General features: G+C 72.6%; 18 protein-coding genes. 10 read left to right on the top strand and 8 right to left on the bottom strand.

Going from position 1 to position 17,608, the window contains the following annotated elements; all coding sequences use genetic code 11:
• Positions 1 to 28: 28 nt before the first annotated feature.
• The 5 genes from ACPYO4_RS01110 to ACPYO4_RS01090 all read right to left on the bottom strand — a co-directional run bounded on the left by ACPYO4_RS01110 (position 29) and on the right by ACPYO4_RS01090 (position 4,572).
• On the bottom strand, positions 29 to 835 hold the full coding sequence (locus ACPYO4_RS01110) for an alpha/beta fold hydrolase (RefSeq protein WP_425707354.1): 807 nt from the start codon (positions 833 to 835) through the stop codon (positions 29 to 31).
• On the bottom strand, positions 832 to 1,488 hold the full coding sequence (gene pcaG, locus ACPYO4_RS01105; RefSeq protein ID WP_425707353.1) for a protocatechuate 3,4-dioxygenase subunit alpha: 657 nt from the start codon (positions 1,486 to 1,488) through the stop codon (positions 832 to 834). Before pcaG ends, ACPYO4_RS01110 begins: the two co-directional genes overlap by 4 nt.
• Complete coding sequence (gene pcaH, locus ACPYO4_RS01100) at positions 1,478 to 2,308, bottom strand: protocatechuate 3,4-dioxygenase subunit beta (protein WP_425707352.1); 831 nt, start codon at positions 2,306 to 2,308, stop codon at positions 1,478 to 1,480. Before pcaH ends, pcaG begins: the two co-directional genes overlap by 11 nt.
• Before the next feature lie 53 nt (positions 2,309 to 2,361).
• A complete protein-coding gene (locus ACPYO4_RS01095) occupies positions 2,362 to 3,576 on the bottom strand; it encodes a 4-hydroxybenzoate 3-monooxygenase (RefSeq protein ID WP_425707351.1) in 1,215 nt (404 codons plus the stop codon).
• 108 nt (positions 3,577 to 3,684) lie between these two features.
• Positions 3,685 to 4,572 carry an IclR family transcriptional regulator gene (locus ACPYO4_RS01090; RefSeq protein ID WP_425707350.1) on the bottom strand — a complete coding sequence of 296 codons (888 nt, stop codon included), beginning with the start codon at positions 4,570 to 4,572 and terminating at the stop codon, positions 3,685 to 3,687.
• A gap of 120 nt (positions 4,573 to 4,692) precedes the next feature.
• Between ACPYO4_RS01090 and ACPYO4_RS01085 the strand changes: the two genes are divergently transcribed.
• The 4 genes from ACPYO4_RS01085 (at position 4,693) to ACPYO4_RS01070 (ending at position 9,859) form a co-directional block, all read left to right on the top strand.
• A complete protein-coding gene (locus ACPYO4_RS01085) occupies positions 4,693 to 5,886 on the top strand; it encodes an FAD-dependent monooxygenase (RefSeq protein ID WP_425707349.1) in 1,194 nt (397 codons plus the stop codon).
• Positions 5,883 to 6,836 carry an ABC transporter substrate-binding protein gene (locus ACPYO4_RS01080; protein ID WP_425707348.1) on the top strand — a complete coding sequence of 318 codons (954 nt, stop codon included), beginning with the start codon at positions 5,883 to 5,885 and terminating at the stop codon, positions 6,834 to 6,836. The genes ACPYO4_RS01085 and ACPYO4_RS01080 overlap by 4 nt, the downstream gene beginning before the upstream one ends.
• Positions 6,837 to 6,949: 113 nt before the next feature.
• Positions 6,950 to 7,795 (top strand): IclR family transcriptional regulator domain-containing protein, encoded by an 846-nt coding sequence (locus tag ACPYO4_RS01075; RefSeq protein WP_425707347.1) that lies wholly within the window; start codon positions 6,950 to 6,952, stop codon positions 7,793 to 7,795.
• 231 nt (positions 7,796 to 8,026) lie between these two features.
• Complete coding sequence (locus tag ACPYO4_RS01070; RefSeq protein ID WP_425707346.1) at positions 8,027 to 9,859, top strand: BCCT family transporter; 1,833 nt, start codon at positions 8,027 to 8,029, stop codon at positions 9,857 to 9,859.
• Between the two features lie 170 nt (positions 9,860 to 10,029).
• Here ACPYO4_RS01070 and ACPYO4_RS01065 read toward each other — a convergent pair whose 3' ends face one another.
• On the bottom strand, positions 10,030 to 10,833 hold the full coding sequence (locus ACPYO4_RS01065) for a sulfite exporter TauE/SafE family protein (protein WP_425707345.1): 804 nt from the start codon (positions 10,831 to 10,833) through the stop codon (positions 10,030 to 10,032).
• Between the two features lie 39 nt (positions 10,834 to 10,872).
• A complete protein-coding gene (locus tag ACPYO4_RS01060) occupies positions 10,873 to 12,648 on the bottom strand; it encodes a thiamine pyrophosphate-binding protein (protein WP_425707344.1) in 1,776 nt (591 codons plus the stop codon).
• A 172-nt stretch (positions 12,649 to 12,820) separates the two neighbouring features.
• Between ACPYO4_RS01060 and ACPYO4_RS01055 the strand changes: the two genes are divergently transcribed.
• From ACPYO4_RS01055 to ACPYO4_RS01030, 6 genes are all read left to right on the top strand, one after another.
• Positions 12,821 to 13,219: a RidA family protein gene (locus ACPYO4_RS01055; protein ID WP_425707343.1), complete on the top strand. Its 399-nt coding sequence runs from the start codon at positions 12,821 to 12,823 to the stop codon at positions 13,217 to 13,219.
• Between the two features lie 103 nt (positions 13,220 to 13,322).
• The gene (locus tag ACPYO4_RS01050; protein ID WP_425707342.1) at positions 13,323 to 14,111 is read left to right on the top strand and encodes a cyclase family protein; all 789 of its coding nucleotides are present in this window, start codon (positions 13,323 to 13,325) and stop codon (positions 14,109 to 14,111) included.
• A 121-nt stretch (positions 14,112 to 14,232) separates the two neighbouring features.
• Positions 14,233 to 14,637: a thiol-disulfide oxidoreductase DCC family protein gene (locus ACPYO4_RS01045; RefSeq protein ID WP_425707341.1), complete on the top strand. Its 405-nt coding sequence runs from the start codon at positions 14,233 to 14,235 to the stop codon at positions 14,635 to 14,637.
• A 103-nt stretch (positions 14,638 to 14,740) separates the two neighbouring features.
• Positions 14,741 to 15,643 (top strand): HAD-IIA family hydrolase, encoded by a 903-nt coding sequence (locus ACPYO4_RS01040; protein WP_425707340.1) that lies wholly within the window; start codon positions 14,741 to 14,743, stop codon positions 15,641 to 15,643.
• Between the two features lie 61 nt (positions 15,644 to 15,704).
• The gene (locus ACPYO4_RS01035; RefSeq protein ID WP_425707339.1) at positions 15,705 to 16,241 is read left to right on the top strand and encodes a DUF6328 family protein; all 537 of its coding nucleotides are present in this window, start codon (positions 15,705 to 15,707) and stop codon (positions 16,239 to 16,241) included.
• Positions 16,242 to 16,301: 60 nt separating this feature from the next.
• Positions 16,302 to 16,820 (top strand): ferritin, encoded by a 519-nt coding sequence (locus ACPYO4_RS01030; protein ID WP_425707338.1) that lies wholly within the window; start codon positions 16,302 to 16,304, stop codon positions 16,818 to 16,820.
• A gap of 55 nt (positions 16,821 to 16,875) precedes the next feature.
• Here the strand turns inward: ACPYO4_RS01030 and ACPYO4_RS01025 are convergent, their stop codons facing one another.
• Complete coding sequence (locus ACPYO4_RS01025; RefSeq protein ID WP_425707337.1) at positions 16,876 to 17,571, bottom strand: hypothetical protein; 696 nt, start codon at positions 17,569 to 17,571, stop codon at positions 16,876 to 16,878.
• Between the last annotated feature and the right edge of the window lie 37 nt (positions 17,572 to 17,608).

Genomic DNA, 17,608 nt, shown 5'->3' with positions numbered 1-17,608 from the left:
GCTCACCGGGCAGGTGCTCGGCGGCGACTCACGGGAGCAGATGCGCGGCGAGCGCGCGTGCCGTGCCCACCGGGTCCTCGGCGGGCGCCTGGTGCGCCACGCCCTCGAGGACGACGGCCGTACCGGCCTGCACGGCACCGACGATCTCCTCCCCGCGCGGGGGCGGGCACACGGCGTCGTCGGCGCCGTGGACGGTGAGCAGCGGGGTGGCGACCTCGCCGAGCCGGTCGCGGACGTCGAACTCCGCGAGCGCCTCGCAGAGCCGGGCGTAGGCGTGGCGGTCGGCGTCCTGGAGGGTGTGCAGCAGTGCGGCGGCCCGGTCGGGGTGACGCTCGATGAAGCCCGGGGCGAACCAGCGCTCGGCGGAGCCGGTCACCTGGGACGGCGTGCCCGACGCCGCGACGAACGCCGCCCGCTCGCGCCAGGCGTCCGGCTCGCCGATCCGGGCCGCCGAGCAGACCACGGCGATACCGTCGAACAGCCGCGGGTGGTCCAGGGCGAGCTGCAGGGCGACGGCGCCGCCGAGGGACACCCCGGCGTACGCGATCCGCGCGCCCTCCGTCGCGACGCCGGACTCCCGCAGGTCCCCGACGAGGGCGGCGAGGGCGTCGGCCAGGTCCGCGACCGACGTCGGCTCGTCCCGTGCCGGGGAGCTGCCGTGCCCGGGCATGTCCCAGCCGACGACGACGAACCTGTCGGCGAGCTCGGCGGCGCACCCGGCCCACAGGGCCTGCACGCCGGTGCCGAGGCCCGCGCCGACGACGAGCACGTCCGCACCGGGCGGCGCCTCGGTGCCCGGGGTCAGCCGGGTCGCCGTGACGGTGGGGGCGCTCACGTGACCGCCGGGTACTCGATGCCGGGGAACTGGAGGAACACCGTCTCGTCGGCCGCGTGCTCGCCCAGGCCCTGGAGCCGGACGTCGAAGTGCAGCGATCCGTCCGGCAGGCGGTCGGCGACGAGCGTGTGCCGGCGCGACTCCTCCACCGACGACAGCAGCGGGTCCGCGGCCAGCGCCTCCGTGTCCTCGGGCAGGTAGATCCGGGTGTGCAGCTTGTTCGGCAGGCCGCGGGCGAACACCACCATGTGGATGAAGGCGGCCGCACCCGGCTCGACGGGTCCCGGCTCCACGGTGGAGAACGTGAAGGTGCCGACGTTGTCCACGGCCGCGCGCCCCCAGCCGGTGAAGGTCCAGCCGTCACGCACGAGCGACCCCGTCTCCTGGACGATGCGGCCCTCCTCGTCGGCCTGCCAGATCTCGATCAGTGCGTCGGGGACCGGGGTGCCGTTCCCGTCGTAGACGGTGCCCGTCAGGCGCACCGCACGCGGGCTGCCCGGCGCGACGAGGTGCTGGCCGTCGGGGAAGGGCAGGTAGACCGGCCCGTAGGCGTCGACGTAGCCGAAGAACGGTCCGATCGTCTGCCCCGGCGTGGGCGCAAGTCGCTCGCGCCCCTCCTGGGCCGCGCGCAGCTGCTCGGCGTCAATGCGCATCGGGGTCCTCCTCCATCCAGGTCCGGTTGCTGCCGGTGAGCACGATGTCGAACGTGTACCCGGTGTTCCACTCGTGGCTGGACACGTCGTGGTCGTACGTGGCGACCAGGCGGTCGCGGGCGGCCTGGTCGGTGATCGACTGGAAGATCGGGTCCAGCGCGAACAGCGGGTCGCCCGGGAAGTACATCTGGGTGATCATCCGCTGCGTGAAGTCGGTCCCGAACAGGGAGAAGTGGATGTGCGCCGGCCGCCAGGCGTTGTGGTGGTTCTTCCACGGGTAGGGGGCGGGCTTGATGGTGGTGAACGAGTACGTACCGGAGTCGTCGGTGATCGTGCGGCCGATGCCGTTGAAGTTCGGGTCCAGGGGCGCCGGGTGCTGGTCCCGCTTGTGCACGTAGCGCCCCGAGGCGTTCGCCTGCCAGATCTCGACGAGCTGGCCGCGCACGGGGCGGCCGTCGCCGTCGAGGATCCGGCCGCGCACGACGATGCGCTCGCCGAGCGGCTCCCCCGAGCCCTGGATCGTCAGGTCGGACTCCACGGCATGCACGTCGCGGTGGCCGAAGGCCGGCGACCACAGCTCGATGGTCTCCGGGTCGGCGTGCTGCATCGCCTTCGTCGGGTGGCGCAGCAGGGAGCTGCGGTACGGCGGGAAGTCGACGCGCGGCTGCGTCTCGCCCGAGGCACCGGCGTGGATCGAGCTGATCTCCGCGCTGATGGTCGCCTGGGAGTCCTGCGTCGCGGCGGGGTCGAGGACGTGGGCGCTGTCGAACGTCTCGTCGTCGTCAGCGGCGTCGGCCCGCCTGGGAGCCTGGGTGCTCACGGGACCCTCCTTTCGTGTGTCGTGTGCCGGTCGTGTCGTGTCTCGTGTGCCGGTCATGCGTGCGGCCAGCCGGTGTAGGACTCGGCGAGGTACTGCTGGCCGTAGCGCGAGGACGTCACGGTGTCCAGCTCGCCCAGCGCACGCTTCGTCTCGAACGGGTCCGCGTCGGGGTGGGTGTGCAGCATCGACGTCATCCAGTACGAGAAGTTCTGCGCCTTCCACACCCGCCGCAGCGCGGTGTCGCTGTAGGCGTTGAGCAGGTCGCGCGAGCCGGTGCCGAAGTAGGAGTCGAGCGCCTCGAAGAGGACCTTGACGTCGGCGAAGGCCAGGTTGAGTCCCTTGGCGCCGGTCGGCGGGACGGTGTGCGCGGCGTCGCCGGCGAGGAAGACGTTGCCGTGGCTCATGGGCTCGCGGACGAAGGAGCGGAAGCCGAGCACCGTGCGGTCGAAGATGGGGCCGGTCCGCAGCTCGAACCCGTCCGGGCCGGCGACGCGCCGCTGGAGCTCGGACCAGATCCGGTCGTCGGACCAGTCCTCGACCCGCTCGTCGGGGTCGCACTGGAAGTACATGCGCTGCACGGTCTCCGAGCGCTGCGAGATGAGCGCGAAGCCGTGCGGGGAGTTGGCGTAGATGAGCTCGGGCGACGACTTCGGCGCCTCGGTGAGGATCCCGAACCAGGCGAACGGGTACTCGACCCGGTGGTCGCGATGCTCCGCGTCGTCGCCGAGGGCACGCCGGCAGAAGGACCGCGAGCCGTCCGCCCCGACGACGACGTCGCACCTGAGCTCGTGGATCGCGTCCGGGTCGGCACCGGGGGAGGTGTCCCGGTACCGGACCGTCGGGGTGTCCGACGTCGCGCCGTCCAGGCCGACGACCTCGCGGAGGTAGCGGACGTCCCCGCCGTCGCGGGCGCGGGCCGCGGCGAGGTCGACGAACACCTCGTTCTGCGCGTAGAGGGTGACGGTGGCCCCCACCAGGTCCGGGAAGTTCAGCGGGTGCGACTCGCCGTTGAAGCGCAGGGCGATCCCGGCGTGCTCGTCCCCGTGGGTGAGGACTCGCCCGTCGACGCCGGAGCCGGTGAGCATCTCCACGGCCTGCTGCTCGAGGATGCCGGCGCGATGGGTGTGGGAGATGGTCTCGTGGTCGCGGGACTCGAGCACCACGTTGTCGATGCCCTGCTGCGCCAGCAGGTGCGAGAGCAGAAGCCCGGCCGGCCCGCCGCCGACGATGCCGACCTTCGTGCGGGTCACGGGTGCGGGGTCTGCCACTCCAGCTCCTTCGTCGCGAGGGCGCGTCCGCCGTGACGCCGCCCGGTGCCGGTCAGTCTGGAGGAGATGACGGGTCGCCAGAACGTCCATTCTCACTGGGTGAGAACGTCACGGCGCAGGTACGTGGGGAGGCGAAGCGCCCTGCGACGCCACCTGCCGCTCCCCCACCGCACGGCTGATGCCCCGCGCCGCCGCCATGAGCATCGGGGCCAGCCCCGGGCGCAGCTCGGAGGACCTCGGCACGACGACGCCGAGGGCGGCCAGGACCCGGCCCCGGGCCGTGAGCACCGGGACCGCCACCCCGGTGGCCTCGGAGTCGACCTGGCCGTCCACCGCCGCCCAACCCTGGCTGCGTACCGCCGCCAGCTGCCGCCGCAGCTCGATCTCGGTGGGGTTGACGACGCCCCGGGCGGTGCCGCGGACCGGCGTCCGTCCGGCGGCGAGGTCCGCGGGCACCTGCGGGGCACCGAGCTCCTCGGCGTGCCGGGCGAGAAAATCCTCGGTGACGCCGGACGGGGAGTACGCGAGCAGCACCAGACCCAGCGAGGTCGTCGACGTCGGCAGCCGGCCGGCGACCGTGGCCTGGTTGGGCACCGCGCCGCGGGCGGAGAGCCGCTCGAGCACCAGGACGCCGGCCTCGTCGAGCACCGCGATCTGCGTGTGCTGGCGCAGCACCGCCTGGACGTCGTCCATGAACGGCATCGCCGCGTTGCGCAGCGAGGTGCTCGGGGCGGACCGTGACGCCAGCTCCCACAGCTTCATGCCGGGGCCGACGGCGCCGCCGGTCCCCCGTTCGAGCAGGCCGGCCGCCGTCAGCCGTTCGACCCAGCGGTAGGCGGTCGGGAGCGGGATCGCGGCTCGCCTCGCGAGCGCGGCCACGGTCAGCGTGGTCCGGCCGGCGTCGAAGGCGTCGAGGATGCGGATCAGTCGGTCCAGCGTGGTGTCCCCGGCGGGACGCCCCCCACCCGCAGCTCCTCCCGCCCCGCGCGCACCCATCGCTCGAGAGTAGGTCGCGCCGGGCTCGCAGCGATTGACCGAGCCTGCCGACCTCGATAGCGTAGTTCGACAAGCGAATCTTATTCGTATATCGAACTCGACGAAGAGAGGTGATGCGCCGTGACGGACCTCAGCGTGGCGGTCGTCGGCGCGGGGATCGGCGGCCTGGCTGCCGCCAACGCTCTACGCGCGAAAGGGATCGCGGTCGACGTGCTCGAGCAGGCGCCGGCGATCGGGGAGATCGGGGCGGGCGTCCAGCTGGCACCGAACGGGCTGCGCCAGCTCGACCGGATCGGTGTCGGGCCTGCCGTACGAGAGGTCGTCGTGCCCTTCGGGCCCGGATCGACGTACCGGCGCGAGGACGGTTCACCCGTCACGTCCGTCGTCGTCGGCTCGAGCGACGGCGCCTACCCGGTGGCGGGCGTCCACCGCGCCGACCTCCTCGACGCGCTGCTCGCCCCGCTCCCCTCGGACAGTCTCCACACGGGGCACACGGTCGCCGACGTCGTCACGCTCGAGCACGGCGCGGAGATCCGACTCACGGACGGCCGTGTGCGCCGTGCCGACGTCGTCGTCGGCGCCGACGGCATCCATTCCCGGGTGCGCGAGGCGGTCACCGCCCCCTCTGCACCGCAGTTCTCCGGGCAGGTGGCGTACCGCGGCCTGGTCCCACGGAGCCGCGTACCGGACTGGCCGGCCGACGCGTTCGAGGTCTGGATGGGCGGCGGGCGGCACCTCCTCGTCTTCCCTGTCCGCGGCGGCGACCTCATCAACGTCGTGGGCTTCGTCCCCGCCGACGACGAGATGCGCGAGTCGTGGTCCGCCCCGGGCGACCCACGCCAGCTGATCGCCGAGTTCTCCGGCTGGGACGAGCGCACCACGCGCCTCCTGTCGCAGATCGACTCGACGAACCGGTGGGGCATGTACGACCGCGAGCCGCTCTCACGCTGGACCACGGGGCACGTGACCCTCCTCGGCGACGCCGCGCACCCGATGCTGCCGCACGTCGGGCAGGGAGCGAACCAGGCGATCGAGGACGCTGCGGTCCTCGCCGAGCTGCTCGCTGGAGCGGACGCGGAGTCCGCGCCGGCCGCGCTCCAGCGCTACTCGGACATCCGCCTCGGCCGCACGTCGTCCGTCCAGGCCGGGTCGCGGCGTTCCGGCCGCCGGTACGACTCGCAGTTCTCCGACCTCGACCGGCGCGACGCCGAGCTCGAGGAGTCCAAGGAGTTCCGTCGCTGGCTCTACGACATCGACGTCGTGGCAGATCTCGTGGCCACGAGCCACCCATCCACCCAGGGGAGCACCACATGACCACCACCCACCTGCGCGCCGCCGTCGCCGGCACCGCCGCCGTCCTCGTCCTCACCGCCTGCGGCTCCGGGGAGGAGGAGGCGAGCACCGACGAGGAGAGCGCTCCATCGATCGTCGTCGGCACGATGCCGCTCGCCGACCTGGCCCCCTTCCATCACGCGCTGGACACGGGGCTCTTCGAGGAGGCGGGCCTCGACGTCGAGTTCGTCTCGTCGTCGGCGGGAGCGGCTCAGATCGCAGCGATGATGTCCGGCGACGTCCACATCACCTACTCGAACTTCGTCTCGGTGCTCCAGGGCGCCCAGGAGGGTCTGCCGCTGCGGATCGTTCGGGAGAACAACCGGTCCGGCCCGCAGGGCATCTACGTACCGGCGGACTCCCCCATCGAGGATCCGGCAGACCTGTCCGGGGCCTCGGTGGCCATCAACAGCCTGGGCAACATCCAGGAGCTCACGTCGCGTGCCGTGCTGGAGTCGCACGGCGTGGACCTTGCGACCGTGGAGTTCGTCGAGATGCCGCCGCCCGACATGGGCGCCGCCCTCGAGCAGGGGCACGTCGACGCCGCCTGGCTCGTCGAACCGTTCCTCACGCGCGGCGTTCAGGCCGGTCATCGCGAGGTCGCCTCCGCGTTCGAGGGGCCGACCGAGAATCTGCCGGTCGCCGGCTGGCTGACGACCGAGGAGTACCTCGCCGAGAACGCCGATGTCGTCGACTCCTTCATCGCCGTCATGGACCAGGCGATGGCCGAGGCGGAGGACGACCCCGGCGTCATCGCCGAGGCCATACCCGGGTACACGGAGATCGACCCCCAGCTGGCCTCCGAGCTGTCTCCCCCGGCCCTGACACCAACGTCGGACCTCACCGACTTCGACGTGCTGCGCGACCTCATGCTCGAGTACGGACTCCTGGACGAGGAGCTCGATGTCGACGCGCTGATGTACACGCCCTGACACCGACCATCGCCGGTTCCGCACTATCCCGCTGCCGGCTTCGCGCAACCCCGCCGTCGGTGGTGGTCCGAGCCCCGGTTGCCCCTTCACGACCAGCGACGGGACCATGAGGCATGCCCCAGACGAGTCCGGACGACGGCGGCGCCGCGCCGTCCGCCCCGGTCCTCCCGACGCCGCACGCTCCCGCCGCCGGAAGCCGGGCCGCGGCGCCGCGGCGGGAGACGATGGGCGGGCTCGCGAAGGGGCTGGCGATCCTGGAGCTCTTCGGCCCGGACCTGCCGCGAGTGACGGTGGCCGAGGCCGCTCGCGGGGCTCAGCTGAGCCCCGCGAGCGCCAGGCGCTGCCTCATCACCCTCGAGGAGTCCGGATACGTCTCCTTCGACGGAAAGTTCTATCGGCCGACCCCGCGGATCGTCCGGCTCGGGTCCTCCTACATCGAGACCTCGCCCCTGGCGTCGCTGGCCACACCGTGCGTCGATCGCGCGCGCGACGAGCTGGAGGAGTCGGTGTCCGTCGCCCTGCGGGACGACACCTACGTCGTGTTCGTCGCGCGAGCAGAGGTCCGCCGGATCGTCTCGGCCGGAGTGCGCCTCGGCGCCCGCCTCCCCGTCCTCGCCTCGGCCTCGGGACGGGTCCTGCTCGCGGCGGAGCCGGACTCCGTCACCGACGACCTGCTCTCCCGGTGGTCTCCGCACCCCACCACGCCGCGCACGCTCCGCACGCCCGAACAGGTCCGGGAACGAGTCTCGGAGGCACGACGTGACGGTTACGCGATCACGGACGAAGAGCTCGAGGCCGGCATGCGAACGATGTCGGTGCCGGTCGTCGACTCCACCGGTGCCACCCGCGCAGCCATGAGCGTGGCCGTGTTCGCCTCGCGCGCGACCGTCGAGGAGCTTCGCACCCGGCACCTGCCCGTGCTGCAGGAGGAGGCCGCGCGGCTGGGCCGGGCGCTCTGAACCCTGACCCGCCGAGCGATCCGACCACCCGCGGGGCGCCCCCTCGCTGGGGTCGTACTTGCACAAGCGGGATTAAGTGGACAACCTGGTGAATCCTCATCGCCGGTAACGAACGGAGCAGACGTGACCACGAACGAGCATGGGCCGACCACCTCGGAGGGCGGGTCGGCTCCGCCACCGTCCACCGGGCCCGAAGATGCGACGTCGACCGGCGAGTCGCGCTCCCGACCCATGACGCAGGTCAAGGTCCCCGGTCTCCCCGCCGATCTCCCGGAGACGATGCGTCTCCCCCGCAACTTCCAGATCGAGGACTCCGACTCCGACGCGCAGATCGCCGACAAGCTGCGTGCTCACGGCGTGCGTCTCGGCAAGGGCCTCATCGCCCCACGGGTGTTCTGGCCCGCGCTGAGCATCATCCTGGCCGTGTGCGTCGTCGCGATCGCCTTCCCCGACTTCACGGACGACATGTTCCTGGGCGCTCAGGGATGGATCAACTCCAACCTCGACTGGTACTACATGTTCGTCGTCGGCGCGTTCGTGGTCGTCGCCATCGGTATCGGACTCTCGAAGTACGGTCGCATCACGCTCGGCCGCGACGGCGAGGAACCGGAGTTCGGTGTCCTGTCCTGGTTCGCGATGCTCTTCGCCGCCGGCATGGGCATCGGGCTCGTCTTCTACGGCGTCGGTGAGCCGTTGACGTTCGCCACGACGGAGCCGAAGCCGTCCTGGGGCGGCAACGAGGCGGAGATGTCCGCCCTGGCGATGGCCCAGACGTTCCTGCACTGGGGGCTGCACCCGTGGTCGGTATACGCGGTCATCGGACTCGCCCTGGCCTACGCGATCCACCGTCGCGGGCGGCCGGTCTCGATCCGCTGGGCGCTCGAACCGATCCTCGGTGAGCGCGTCAAGGGCTGGGTCGGCGATGTCATCGACGTCCTCGCGGTCGTGGGCACCATCGCAGGCGTCGCCACCTCGCTCGGGCTCGGCGTCGGCCAGATCTCCGCCGGCATGGCGGAGATCGGTATCGTCGACGAGGTCGACAACGTCCTGCTGGTCGGCCTCATCATCGGCATCACGCTGCTGGCCACGATCTCGGTGGTCAGTGGGCTCGGCGCAGGCATCAAGATCCTGTCCAACGTCAACCTCTCGCTCGCCGGCATCCTCCTCATCAGCCTGCTGCTGCTCGGTCCGACCGTCTTCCTCCTGCAGAACTTCGTCGAGTCGCTGGGGGCCTACCTCGCGGGTGTCGTCGGCATGACGTTCGACGTCGGCGCCTACTACCGCGGGGAGGGCGCGTCCACGTGGTTCGGCGACTGGACGCTGTTCTACTGGGGCTGGTGGATCGCGTGGTCGCCGTTCGTCGGTGTGTTCATCGCCCGCATCTCCCGCGGCCGCACCGTCCGTCAGTTCATCGCCGGTGTGCTGCTCGTCCCGACAGTCGTCGGCTTCCTCTGGTTCTCGGTCCTCGGCGGCACGGGGCTGTTCCGACAGTTCTTCGGGGAGGGCGATCTCGTGGAGGACGGCGACGTCAACGTCGAGGCGGCACTCTTCCAGGTCCTGGGCGACCTGCCGCTCGGGGAGATCTTCTCGATCGCCGGCATCATCCTCATCGCCATCTTCTTCATCACGTCGTCCGACTCCGGCTCTCTCGTCGTCGACATGCTCTCGTCCGGCGGGCACCCGAACCCGCCGGTGTGGTCGAGGGTGCTGTGGGCCGTCCTCGAGGGCGTCATCGCAGCGGCGCTGCTGGTCGCCGGCGGACTGAACGCGGTACAGGCCGGGTCCCTGATCACGGCCCTGCCGTTCAGCGTCGTCCTGCTGCTCATGGCGTGGGCGAACATCCGCGCCCTGCGGATCGACTCCATGATCCTCGAGCGGGAGGAGCTCCTCCAGCGGATGAAGGTCGCCGGCGAGATGACGGCCTCGTCCCTCGAGCGGTACCCGGAGGTCGAGCAGTACGTCGACACCCGGATCGACTACCGGCTCTCCCGCAGCCGCGGGCTGTTCAGCCGCTCGGAGAACCGCGCGGAGCGCGCCCGACGGAACAAGGACGACGACTCGTAGCGCCCTGCGACCCGGGACGTCCCGCCCGAGGTGGTCGGCCTCCTCGGGCGGGACGTGCCGGTGCCGCGCACGAGCGGGCAGGCCGGGCGCCCCCTGCGGGCCGCACCCGGCCGCCGGGAGCCGTGCCTGTGCCGGGTGCGGCCCCCTCCTCCGGTCCCGGACGATGTGACTCAGGTGAGCTCGCGCACGAGCGCGAACAGGGCGACGACGACGATGACCCCGCGCAGCACCACGGACGGCAGCCGCTTGGCGATGTCCGCGCCGAGATACCCGCCGACGACCGCGCCGAGCCCGATCGCCGCCGACGCCACCCACACGACGTCGGCGTGCCCGAGGAAGAACGCGACCGTGTAGAACACCGCCGCGACGAGGTTGACGATCGCGCTCAGCAGGTTCTTCGGCCCGTTGACCTCGCCGAGCGGACGCCCGGTGAACGACCCGAGGACCCCCATGTAGAGGATGCCCTGGGCGGCCGTGAAGTAGCCCCCGTAGATCGACGCGCCGAACATCGAGGCCTGCAGACCCCGTGAGCCGTACGGCCCGCGGTCGGCCCCCGGCCGGGTCTCGCCCACGGCGGCGCGCCGCTCGCGCCGTCGGGCCAGCGCGCGCACGATCATCGGCTGCAGCACCACGAGCAGGATCGCCAGCACGATGAGGAACGGGACGACGACCTGCAGCGCTCCGGGCGGGGAGACGAGCAGGGCCGAGGCCCCGACGGCCGCGCCCAGGCCCGACATCACCATGAGCGACCGTAGGGCCGTGCCCTCGGCGGCGAGGTCCTCCCGGTAGCGCAGGGTCCCGCCGACCGCCGAGAACAGGATCCCGATCGTGTTCGTCACGAGGGCCGACGCCGGCGAGAAACCGAGCGAGAGCAGGGCGGGCAGGGTGATGAGGGAGCCCGAGCCCACGGCGCCGTTGACGGCTCCGGCCGCCACCGCCACCACGGCGAGCAGCGCCAGCTCGGTCAGCTCCATCGATCCTCCGGGTCGTCGTCGACCGACACCGTAGCCGCGTCAGTGCCCACGGAAGGCCTCCTGCAGCCACCAGGCCCCGCCGTCGGACACGATCTTCGCGTCGATCACGATCGGCCGGTCGCGCTCACCGGCCACCCACTCGCGCACCGCCTCGAGGTCCGCCTCGCCCCGCACGACGACGCCCTCGGCCCCGAAGCCGCGGGCGATCGCCGCGACGTCGACGTCGGGGAAGGTCACCGTCGACAGGTCGGCCCCGGTCGACCGGCCGTCCGCGCCGACGCCGAAGTGGTGGACCTCGGCGCCGTAGGCGGCGTCGTCGTAGACCACGACGACGAGCGGGATCCGCAGCCGCACGGCGGTCTCCAGCTCGGCGACCGCCATGAGGAGCCCTCCGTCCCCGGTGCCGAGGACCGGGAGTCGATCGGGCCGGGCGAGCGCGGCGCCGATCGCGGTGCCGAGGCCGAGGCCGATCGACTGGAAGGCCTGGGTGAAGCAGAAGCCGTTCTCGTCGGGCACGGCGAGGTACTGGCTCGGGTAGCCCATGAAGTTCCCGGAGTCGATCGACACGATCCGTTCGGCGGGGAGCAGGTCGTCGAGGGCGCGGGTCAGGGTCCGCGGATCGATCCGGACGCCGCTCGAGGCGTCCTCGAACGGCACGTCCCTCCACCGCGAGCCGAACGCGATCCGGGCGCGCACCTCGTCCGTGCGGTACCCGGTGCGGGCGACCCCGCGGCGCTCGAGCTCGTCGGTCACGGCCGTCGCGGTCTCGGCGCTGTCGCCCAGCACCCCGAGATCGATCGGCCGGTTGGCGCCCAGCGCCTCGTCCTCGAGGTCGACCTGGACCACCGTGGTCCCCTCCGAGATCAGCCGCCCGTGGCGCATCGTCCACATGTTGAGGGTGCAGCCCACGCCGACGACGAGGTCGGCGCCCGCGATCAGCTCCGCCGTCGTCGGGGAGGAGAAGCCGCCGGAGATCCCCAGGTCGAACGGGTCGCCCTCGAACAGGCCCTTCGCGACGGCCGAGGTGGCCAGGAGCGCACCCACCCGTTCGGCGAGCCGCCGCAGCTCGCGGCCGGCCGCACGGGCGCCGCGGCCGGCGACGAGCACGGGCCGCTCCGCACCGGCGAGGAGGTCGGCCAGCCGCTCGACGGCGTCGCTGCCCGGGCGGACGGCCTGCGGCGGGGCGAGATCGAGCGCCGCGGGGTCCGCCCGCGGGGCGGGCATGGCCTGGACGTCGAGGGGCAGGTTGAGCACCACGGTGCGGCGCTGGTTCTTCGCGGTGCGGAAGGCACGGACGACGTCGGTCAGCGCGCTCGCGGCGGAGTGGACGCGCTCGGCCACGGCACCGCCGCAGCGGGCGAGACCGGGCTGGTCCATGGCGAAGTTCGAGCGCACGGCCGCGGGCGCGGTCTCGGCGGCCAGGACGATCATCGGCGTGCGGGACTTCGCCGCCTCGACGATGCCGGTCACCGCGTTGGTCAGCCCGCAGCCCTGGTGGACCGAGACGAGCGAGACCGTGCCGGACATGCGCGCGTACGCGTCGGCCATGACCGCGGCGCCGCCCTCGTGGCGGGTGGCGGTGAACGGCACCCCGTGGGCGCGCAGGGCGTTCGTCACCCGGAAGTTTCCCGAGCCGACGACGCCGAAGCAGTGCCCGGCGCCCAGCCGCGCGAGCGCCCAGCCGACGAGGTCGGCCACCGTGGCGACTGCCGGAAGCGTGCCGTCGGGCCCCGCGTCGGGCAGCGGGGGGTCGTGGCGCGCAGCTGCGGCCACGTCCGTCGCGGTCGGTGCGTCCGGTGTACCGGGGGCGTCCATCGCGTGCCGCCTCTCGTCGTCGAGGTGGCTCGGTGTCCTGGGCTGCGGCCGGAGGACCCGGCCGCTGAGACGAGGGAGCCACGGGCCCCGTCCACCTCTATGGTGACGTGTGCCGCACAGTGCCGTGCCCGCGTCTGCGGGGCGGACTCACCTCACCCCCCGGAGGCGTCCCATGTCCGAGCAGCGCGAGCTCGTCAGTCCGACCGAGCTCCATCCCACCCCCGGCTTCAGCCACGTGACCGTCGCGCCCGCCGGCCGCACCGTCCATGTGGCCGGTCAGGGCGCCCTGGCGCCCGACTTCTCGATCCTCGGCGGCGACGACCTGCGCGAGCAGACGGTGGCCGCGATGCGCAACCTCGAGATCGCCCTCGCCTCCGTCGGTGGCGGCTTCGAGCACGTCGTCCGACGCACCGTCTACACGACCCGGCCCACGGAGTTCGCCACGATCACCGAGGCCGTCGAGGAGGTCCAGGGCTCCACCGAGCATCCGGCCCAGTCGATCGTGGGGGTGACGGGGCTGGCCGTCCCGGGCATGCTCATCGAGATCGAGGCCACCGCCGTCGTGCCGTGACGTCCGTCGTCGCGGCCACGGCCCCCGACGGCGCCGTCGCCCGGGGACCCGCAGCTCTCCCAGACCCACCACCCGCCCGACCGACCGTCAAGGAGCTCGACACATGACCGCACCGTCCCGTCCCTCCGTCCTGACCGCGCTCACCGAGGCGCTGACCTCCGGCGCGGTGGAGATCGTCGACCTCACCGCGCCGCTGGCCGACACGACGCCGATCCTCGAGCTGCCCGAGCAGTTCGGGCAGACGGCGCGCTTCGAGCTCGAGGAGATCAGCCGGTACGACGACCGCGGGCCCGCCTGGTACTGGAACAACTTCCGCACGGGCGAGCACACGGGCACGCACTTCGACGCCCCGAACCACTGGGCGAGCGGCAGGGACGGGCAGGACATCGCCTCCGTGCCCGTCGGCGCGCTCGTGGCCCCGGCGGTCGTCCTCGACGTCACCGCCGAGGTCGCGGACGAGCCCGGTTACATCGTCGAGCGCGAGCGGGTCGAGGCGTTCGCCGAGGAGATCGGCGGCCTGCCCCGCGGTGGCTGGCTGCTCGTGCGCTCCGGCTGGTCCTCGCGCACCACCCAGGAGGAGATGATCAACCGCACGGCGGACGGCCCCACCTCGCCGGGGCTGTCCGTCGAGGCGGCCCGGTGGGTGGCCGAGGACACCGAGCTCCAGGGGCTCGGCGTCGAGACGGTCGGCACGGACGCGGGGGCGGCCGGAGGCTTCGACCCGCTGTTCCCGTGCCACCACTTCTTCCTGGGCAACGGGAAGTACGGGCTCTCCCAGCTCCGCAACCTCGACCGGCTCCCGGAGACCGGCGCCGTCGTCCTCACCTCGCCGCTGAAGATCGTGGGCGGTTCCGGGTCCCCGACGCGGGCGCTCGCCCTCGTCGAGCACTGACCGCCACCGGGGAGCCGCAGCCGCTCGTGGAGCCGGGGGACCCTGGGCCGACCCCTGGGCCGCCCGCGCCCAGGGGTCGGCGGCCCGGTGACCCGGACACCCCCGGGACTACGGTGGAGCCATGACCGCCGGGCACCTGCTCTACGACCCCGACTGCGGGGCCTGCACGCGGGCGGCCGGCTGGCTCGGCCGGCGCGAGATGGGTTGCTCGATCGAACCCATCACCCCGGGACGGCTCGCCGAGCTCGGCGTGGACGCCGACCGGGCGACCCGCGAGATCCCGTTCGTGCTGCCGGGCGGCGAGGTGCGCTACGGCGCTCGCGGGATCGCCGCCGCACTGAGGACCGGTCCCGCCTGGCTGCGCGTCGCGGGCGCCCTGCTCGACGCACGTCCGCTTCGCCCGCTCGCCGCCCGCGCGTACGGCGTCGTCGCCCGGAACCGCTTCGCGCTGCCGGGCGGCTCGGCCGCGTGCGCGCTGCCCGCCGCGACGCACGGGTCACCCGCTCGACGCACGTACGAAACGTGATCGACCCGGCGAATTTACCGACCCCCGTCCCGGTGACCCGGTTCACGGCCCCATGGTGCCCTGGGTCCTTACCCCGGACGGCAGGACCCGGGACACTGGAGCCATGAACACGCCCCACCTGCCCTCGTTCGACGAGCTCAAGCCCGTCGACAGCTGGCTCACCGACATGGACGGCGTTCTCGTTCACGAGGAGAGCGCCCTGCCCGGCGCTGTCGACTTCATCGACGCACTGAAGAGTGCCGACCTGCCCTTCGCGGTCCTCACCAACAACTCGATCTACACGCCGCGCGACCTGCGCGCCCGGCTTCTCGCCTCCGGCATCGACATCCCGGAGGAGTCCATCTGGACCTCCGCCCTGGCCACCGCCGAGTTCCTGCGCACCCAGCGCCCCGGCGGCAGCGCCTACGTCATCGGCGAGGCCGGCCTGACCACCGCCCTGCACGAGGCCGGGTACACGATCACCGAGCGCGACCCGGACTACGTGGTCCTCGGCGAGACCCGCACCTACTCCTTCTCCGCCATCACGCGCGGCATCCGCCTCATCGAGAACGGTGCCCGCTTCATCGCGACGAACCCGGACGTCTCGGGCCCCTCGCCGTCGGGCACCCTGCCGGCCACCGGCTCCGTCGCTGCCCTCGTCACCGCCGCCACCGGCCAGGTGCCGTACTTCATCGGGAAGCCGAACGCCCTGATGATGCGCAGCGCGCTCAACCGGCTCGACGCCCACTCCGAGACCTCGGTGATGGTCGGCGACCGCATGGACACCGACGTGAAGTCGGGCCTCGAGGCGGGCATGCGCACGATCCTCGTCCTCACCGGTTCGACGAAGCCGAACATGGTCGACCGCTTCCCCTACCAGGCGACCCGGGTGCTCGACTCGATCGCCGACGTGGTCCCCCTGGTCAAGGAGCACGCCCGCCTGGCGGCCGAGTCCGCCCCGCGCCCGGCCTCGCTCACCGACCGCCTGCGCAGGAACCGCACCGCCGACGAGCAGACCGCCGACTGAGGCGAGCGCCTCCGATCGCACGGCGCACCGGCCGCCCCCGCCGGAGACCCCAGGAGGGCACGTGAGCGAGGTCCCGACCGGAGGCGCGCTCGACGGCGAAGCAGGCGACGCGAGCAACCCGGGCCGGCACGAGACGGCGCCGGAGCGCTTCGACCGCAACTGGGCCGAGCTCCTGCAGGAGATCCGCGTGTCCCAGATGGGCACCCAGATCATGACGGGCTTCCTCCTGGCAGCGGCGTTCCAGGACCGCATCGCCGACCTCACGGACTTCCAGCGCACCGTCTACCTGTCCCTGGTGCTCCTCGGCGTGACCACTACCGCGCTGGGGCTGGCGCCTGTCGCCCTCCATCGCACTCTCTTCCGTCGTCGGATGAAGGAGCAGACCGTGGCGCTGGGGCACACGATCCTGCGCGTGGTGCTCGCAGGTGTGGTGCTCATGCTCGCCGGGACCGCCGTGCTCATCTTCGATCTCGTGCTGGGCACGATCCCGGCGGTCGCGGCGGGGGCGACCGTGCTCGTGGCCGCGGCGGTGTTCGTCGTCATGACGCACCGGCTCGCGGGGCCGAACCCCCGCCGCTCCGCGCGCACCGGAACCTGAGCCTCGTCCGGCACGGTCGCCCTCTTGAGCCGACGGCCCCATGGTCATAGGTTCGACACCATGAAGATCTCCGAGTCGCTGATGCCCGCGTTCGACGACCAGATCACGCTCGAGTTCGCCTCGTCCCAGGCCTACCGCCAGCTCGCGATCGAGATGGACGTCCAGGACCTGCCGGGCATGGCGCTCTGGCTGAGGCACCAGGCGGACGAGGAGATCGTCCACGCCAACAAGTTCATCGACCACGTGATCGACCGGGGCAACAGCCCCTCGATCGGGGCCGTCGACGCGCCGGCGGTGAAGACGGGCCTCTCCCCCGCCGAGGCGTTCGCCGCCGCGCTCGAGCACGAGCAGATCGTCTCCGAGTCGATCCGCAACCTGTACCGCGCCGCCGACGCCGAGGGCGACATCGACGCCCGCCCGCTGCTGAACTGGTTCGTCGACGAGCAGATCGAGGAGGAGTCGACCGTGGGCGAGATCCTCGCCCGGATCGAGCTCGTCGGCGACGACGGGCCCGGACTGTTGCGCCTCGACGACGAGCTGAGCCGTCGCCAGGGCGGCGGCACGGAGAACGTGGACTGACGGCACGCTCGCTGCTCGTCGGGCCGGCCTGGACCGGTCGGTCCGGGCGCATGCCTCAGAGCTGCTCGGTGAAGTGCTCCGCCATCGCCGGGTGGTACTCGGAGAAGTCGACGGCCGTGGGGTCCCCGCCGCTCTCCGCGGCGAGCAGCCGGTCCATGTAGAACTCCCAGCCCGGTCCGACGTCGCCGACGATCGCCGGGTCCACGTCCAGGTGGGTGAGCGTGGCGAAGCACGCCTCGACGTCGGGCTGCAGGTCGACGGCGAGGTCCCAGGCCCCCTCGCCCACCGACCGCACGACGAGCCGCTCGGGCGCCCGGCACTCGACGACGTCGATCGGCATCGTCGGGTGGCCCTCCTCGGCGAGCATCGTGACGTCGACGCGGCCGGAACGGGGGTCGCCGTCGAAGGGCCCGAACCAGCGGGCCAGGCCGGCGCTGGTCGCCAGGTTGTACCAGGCCACGGACTGCGGGACCGGGAGCCGGCGAGTGATGACGACGTGGACCCGGCCCGGCGTCGTACCCGGGGTGACCGTGCCCGTGGCACGCGGCGCCGGCAGGCCCGAGGGCCGCACGGCGGCGCGCGCCTCGTCCAGGCGCTGCTGGACCCGGAGCAGCCGGGGGTCGTCGGGCGCGAGCGGGGCGCCGTGCGCGTGCCCCTCGTGACCGTGACCGTCGGCGTGGGCGTGCTCGTCGTCGTGCGCGTGCTGACCGTGGCCGCTCGCGGGGCCCTCGCCCTCGGCGTCGTGGGACATGACCTCACGCTAGCGACGAACGCGCGTCCTGCGCTTG

The organism is Georgenia sp. Z1491, from assembly GCF_049856175.1.
GTDB lineage: Bacteria > Actinomycetota > Actinomycetes > Actinomycetales > Actinomycetaceae > JB111.
This window is presented reverse-complemented; position numbering and strand designations above follow the sequence as displayed.

What these genes read in the sequence shown, in the direction of transcription:
- pcaG (WP_425707353.1), bottom strand. Translation starts at nt 1,488, where the DNA reads ATGCGCATTGACGCCGAGCAGCTGCGCGCGGCCCAGGAGGGGCGCGAG.
- ACPYO4_RS01090 (WP_425707350.1), bottom strand. Translation starts at nt 4,572, where the DNA reads ATGGGTGCGCGCGGGGCGGGAGGAGCTGCGGGTGGGGGGCGTCCCGCC.
- ACPYO4_RS01080 (WP_425707348.1), top strand. Translation starts at nt 5,883, where the DNA reads ATGACCACCACCCACCTGCGCGCCGCCGTCGCCGGCACCGCCGCCGTC.
- ACPYO4_RS01075 (WP_425707347.1), top strand. Translation starts at nt 6,950, where the DNA reads ATGCCCCAGACGAGTCCGGACGACGGCGGCGCCGCGCCGTCCGCCCCG.
- ACPYO4_RS01070 (WP_425707346.1), top strand. Translation starts at nt 8,027, where the DNA reads ATGACGCAGGTCAAGGTCCCCGGTCTCCCCGCCGATCTCCCGGAGACG.
- ACPYO4_RS01065 (WP_425707345.1), bottom strand. Translation starts at nt 10,833, where the DNA reads ATGGAGCTGACCGAGCTGGCGCTGCTCGCCGTGGTGGCGGTGGCGGCC.
- ACPYO4_RS01060 (WP_425707344.1), bottom strand. Translation starts at nt 12,648, where the DNA reads ATGGACGCCCCCGGTACACCGGACGCACCGACCGCGACGGACGTGGCC.
- ACPYO4_RS01055 (WP_425707343.1), top strand. Translation starts at nt 12,821, where the DNA reads ATGTCCGAGCAGCGCGAGCTCGTCAGTCCGACCGAGCTCCATCCCACC.
- ACPYO4_RS01050 (WP_425707342.1), top strand. Translation starts at nt 13,323, where the DNA reads ATGACCGCACCGTCCCGTCCCTCCGTCCTGACCGCGCTCACCGAGGCG.
- ACPYO4_RS01045 (WP_425707341.1), top strand. Translation starts at nt 14,233, where the DNA reads ATGACCGCCGGGCACCTGCTCTACGACCCCGACTGCGGGGCCTGCACG.
- ACPYO4_RS01040 (WP_425707340.1), top strand. Translation starts at nt 14,741, where the DNA reads ATGAACACGCCCCACCTGCCCTCGTTCGACGAGCTCAAGCCCGTCGAC.
- ACPYO4_RS01030 (WP_425707338.1), top strand. Translation starts at nt 16,302, where the DNA reads ATGAAGATCTCCGAGTCGCTGATGCCCGCGTTCGACGACCAGATCACG.
- ACPYO4_RS01025 (WP_425707337.1), bottom strand. Translation starts at nt 17,571, where the DNA reads ATGTCCCACGACGCCGAGGGCGAGGGCCCCGCGAGCGGCCACGGTCAG.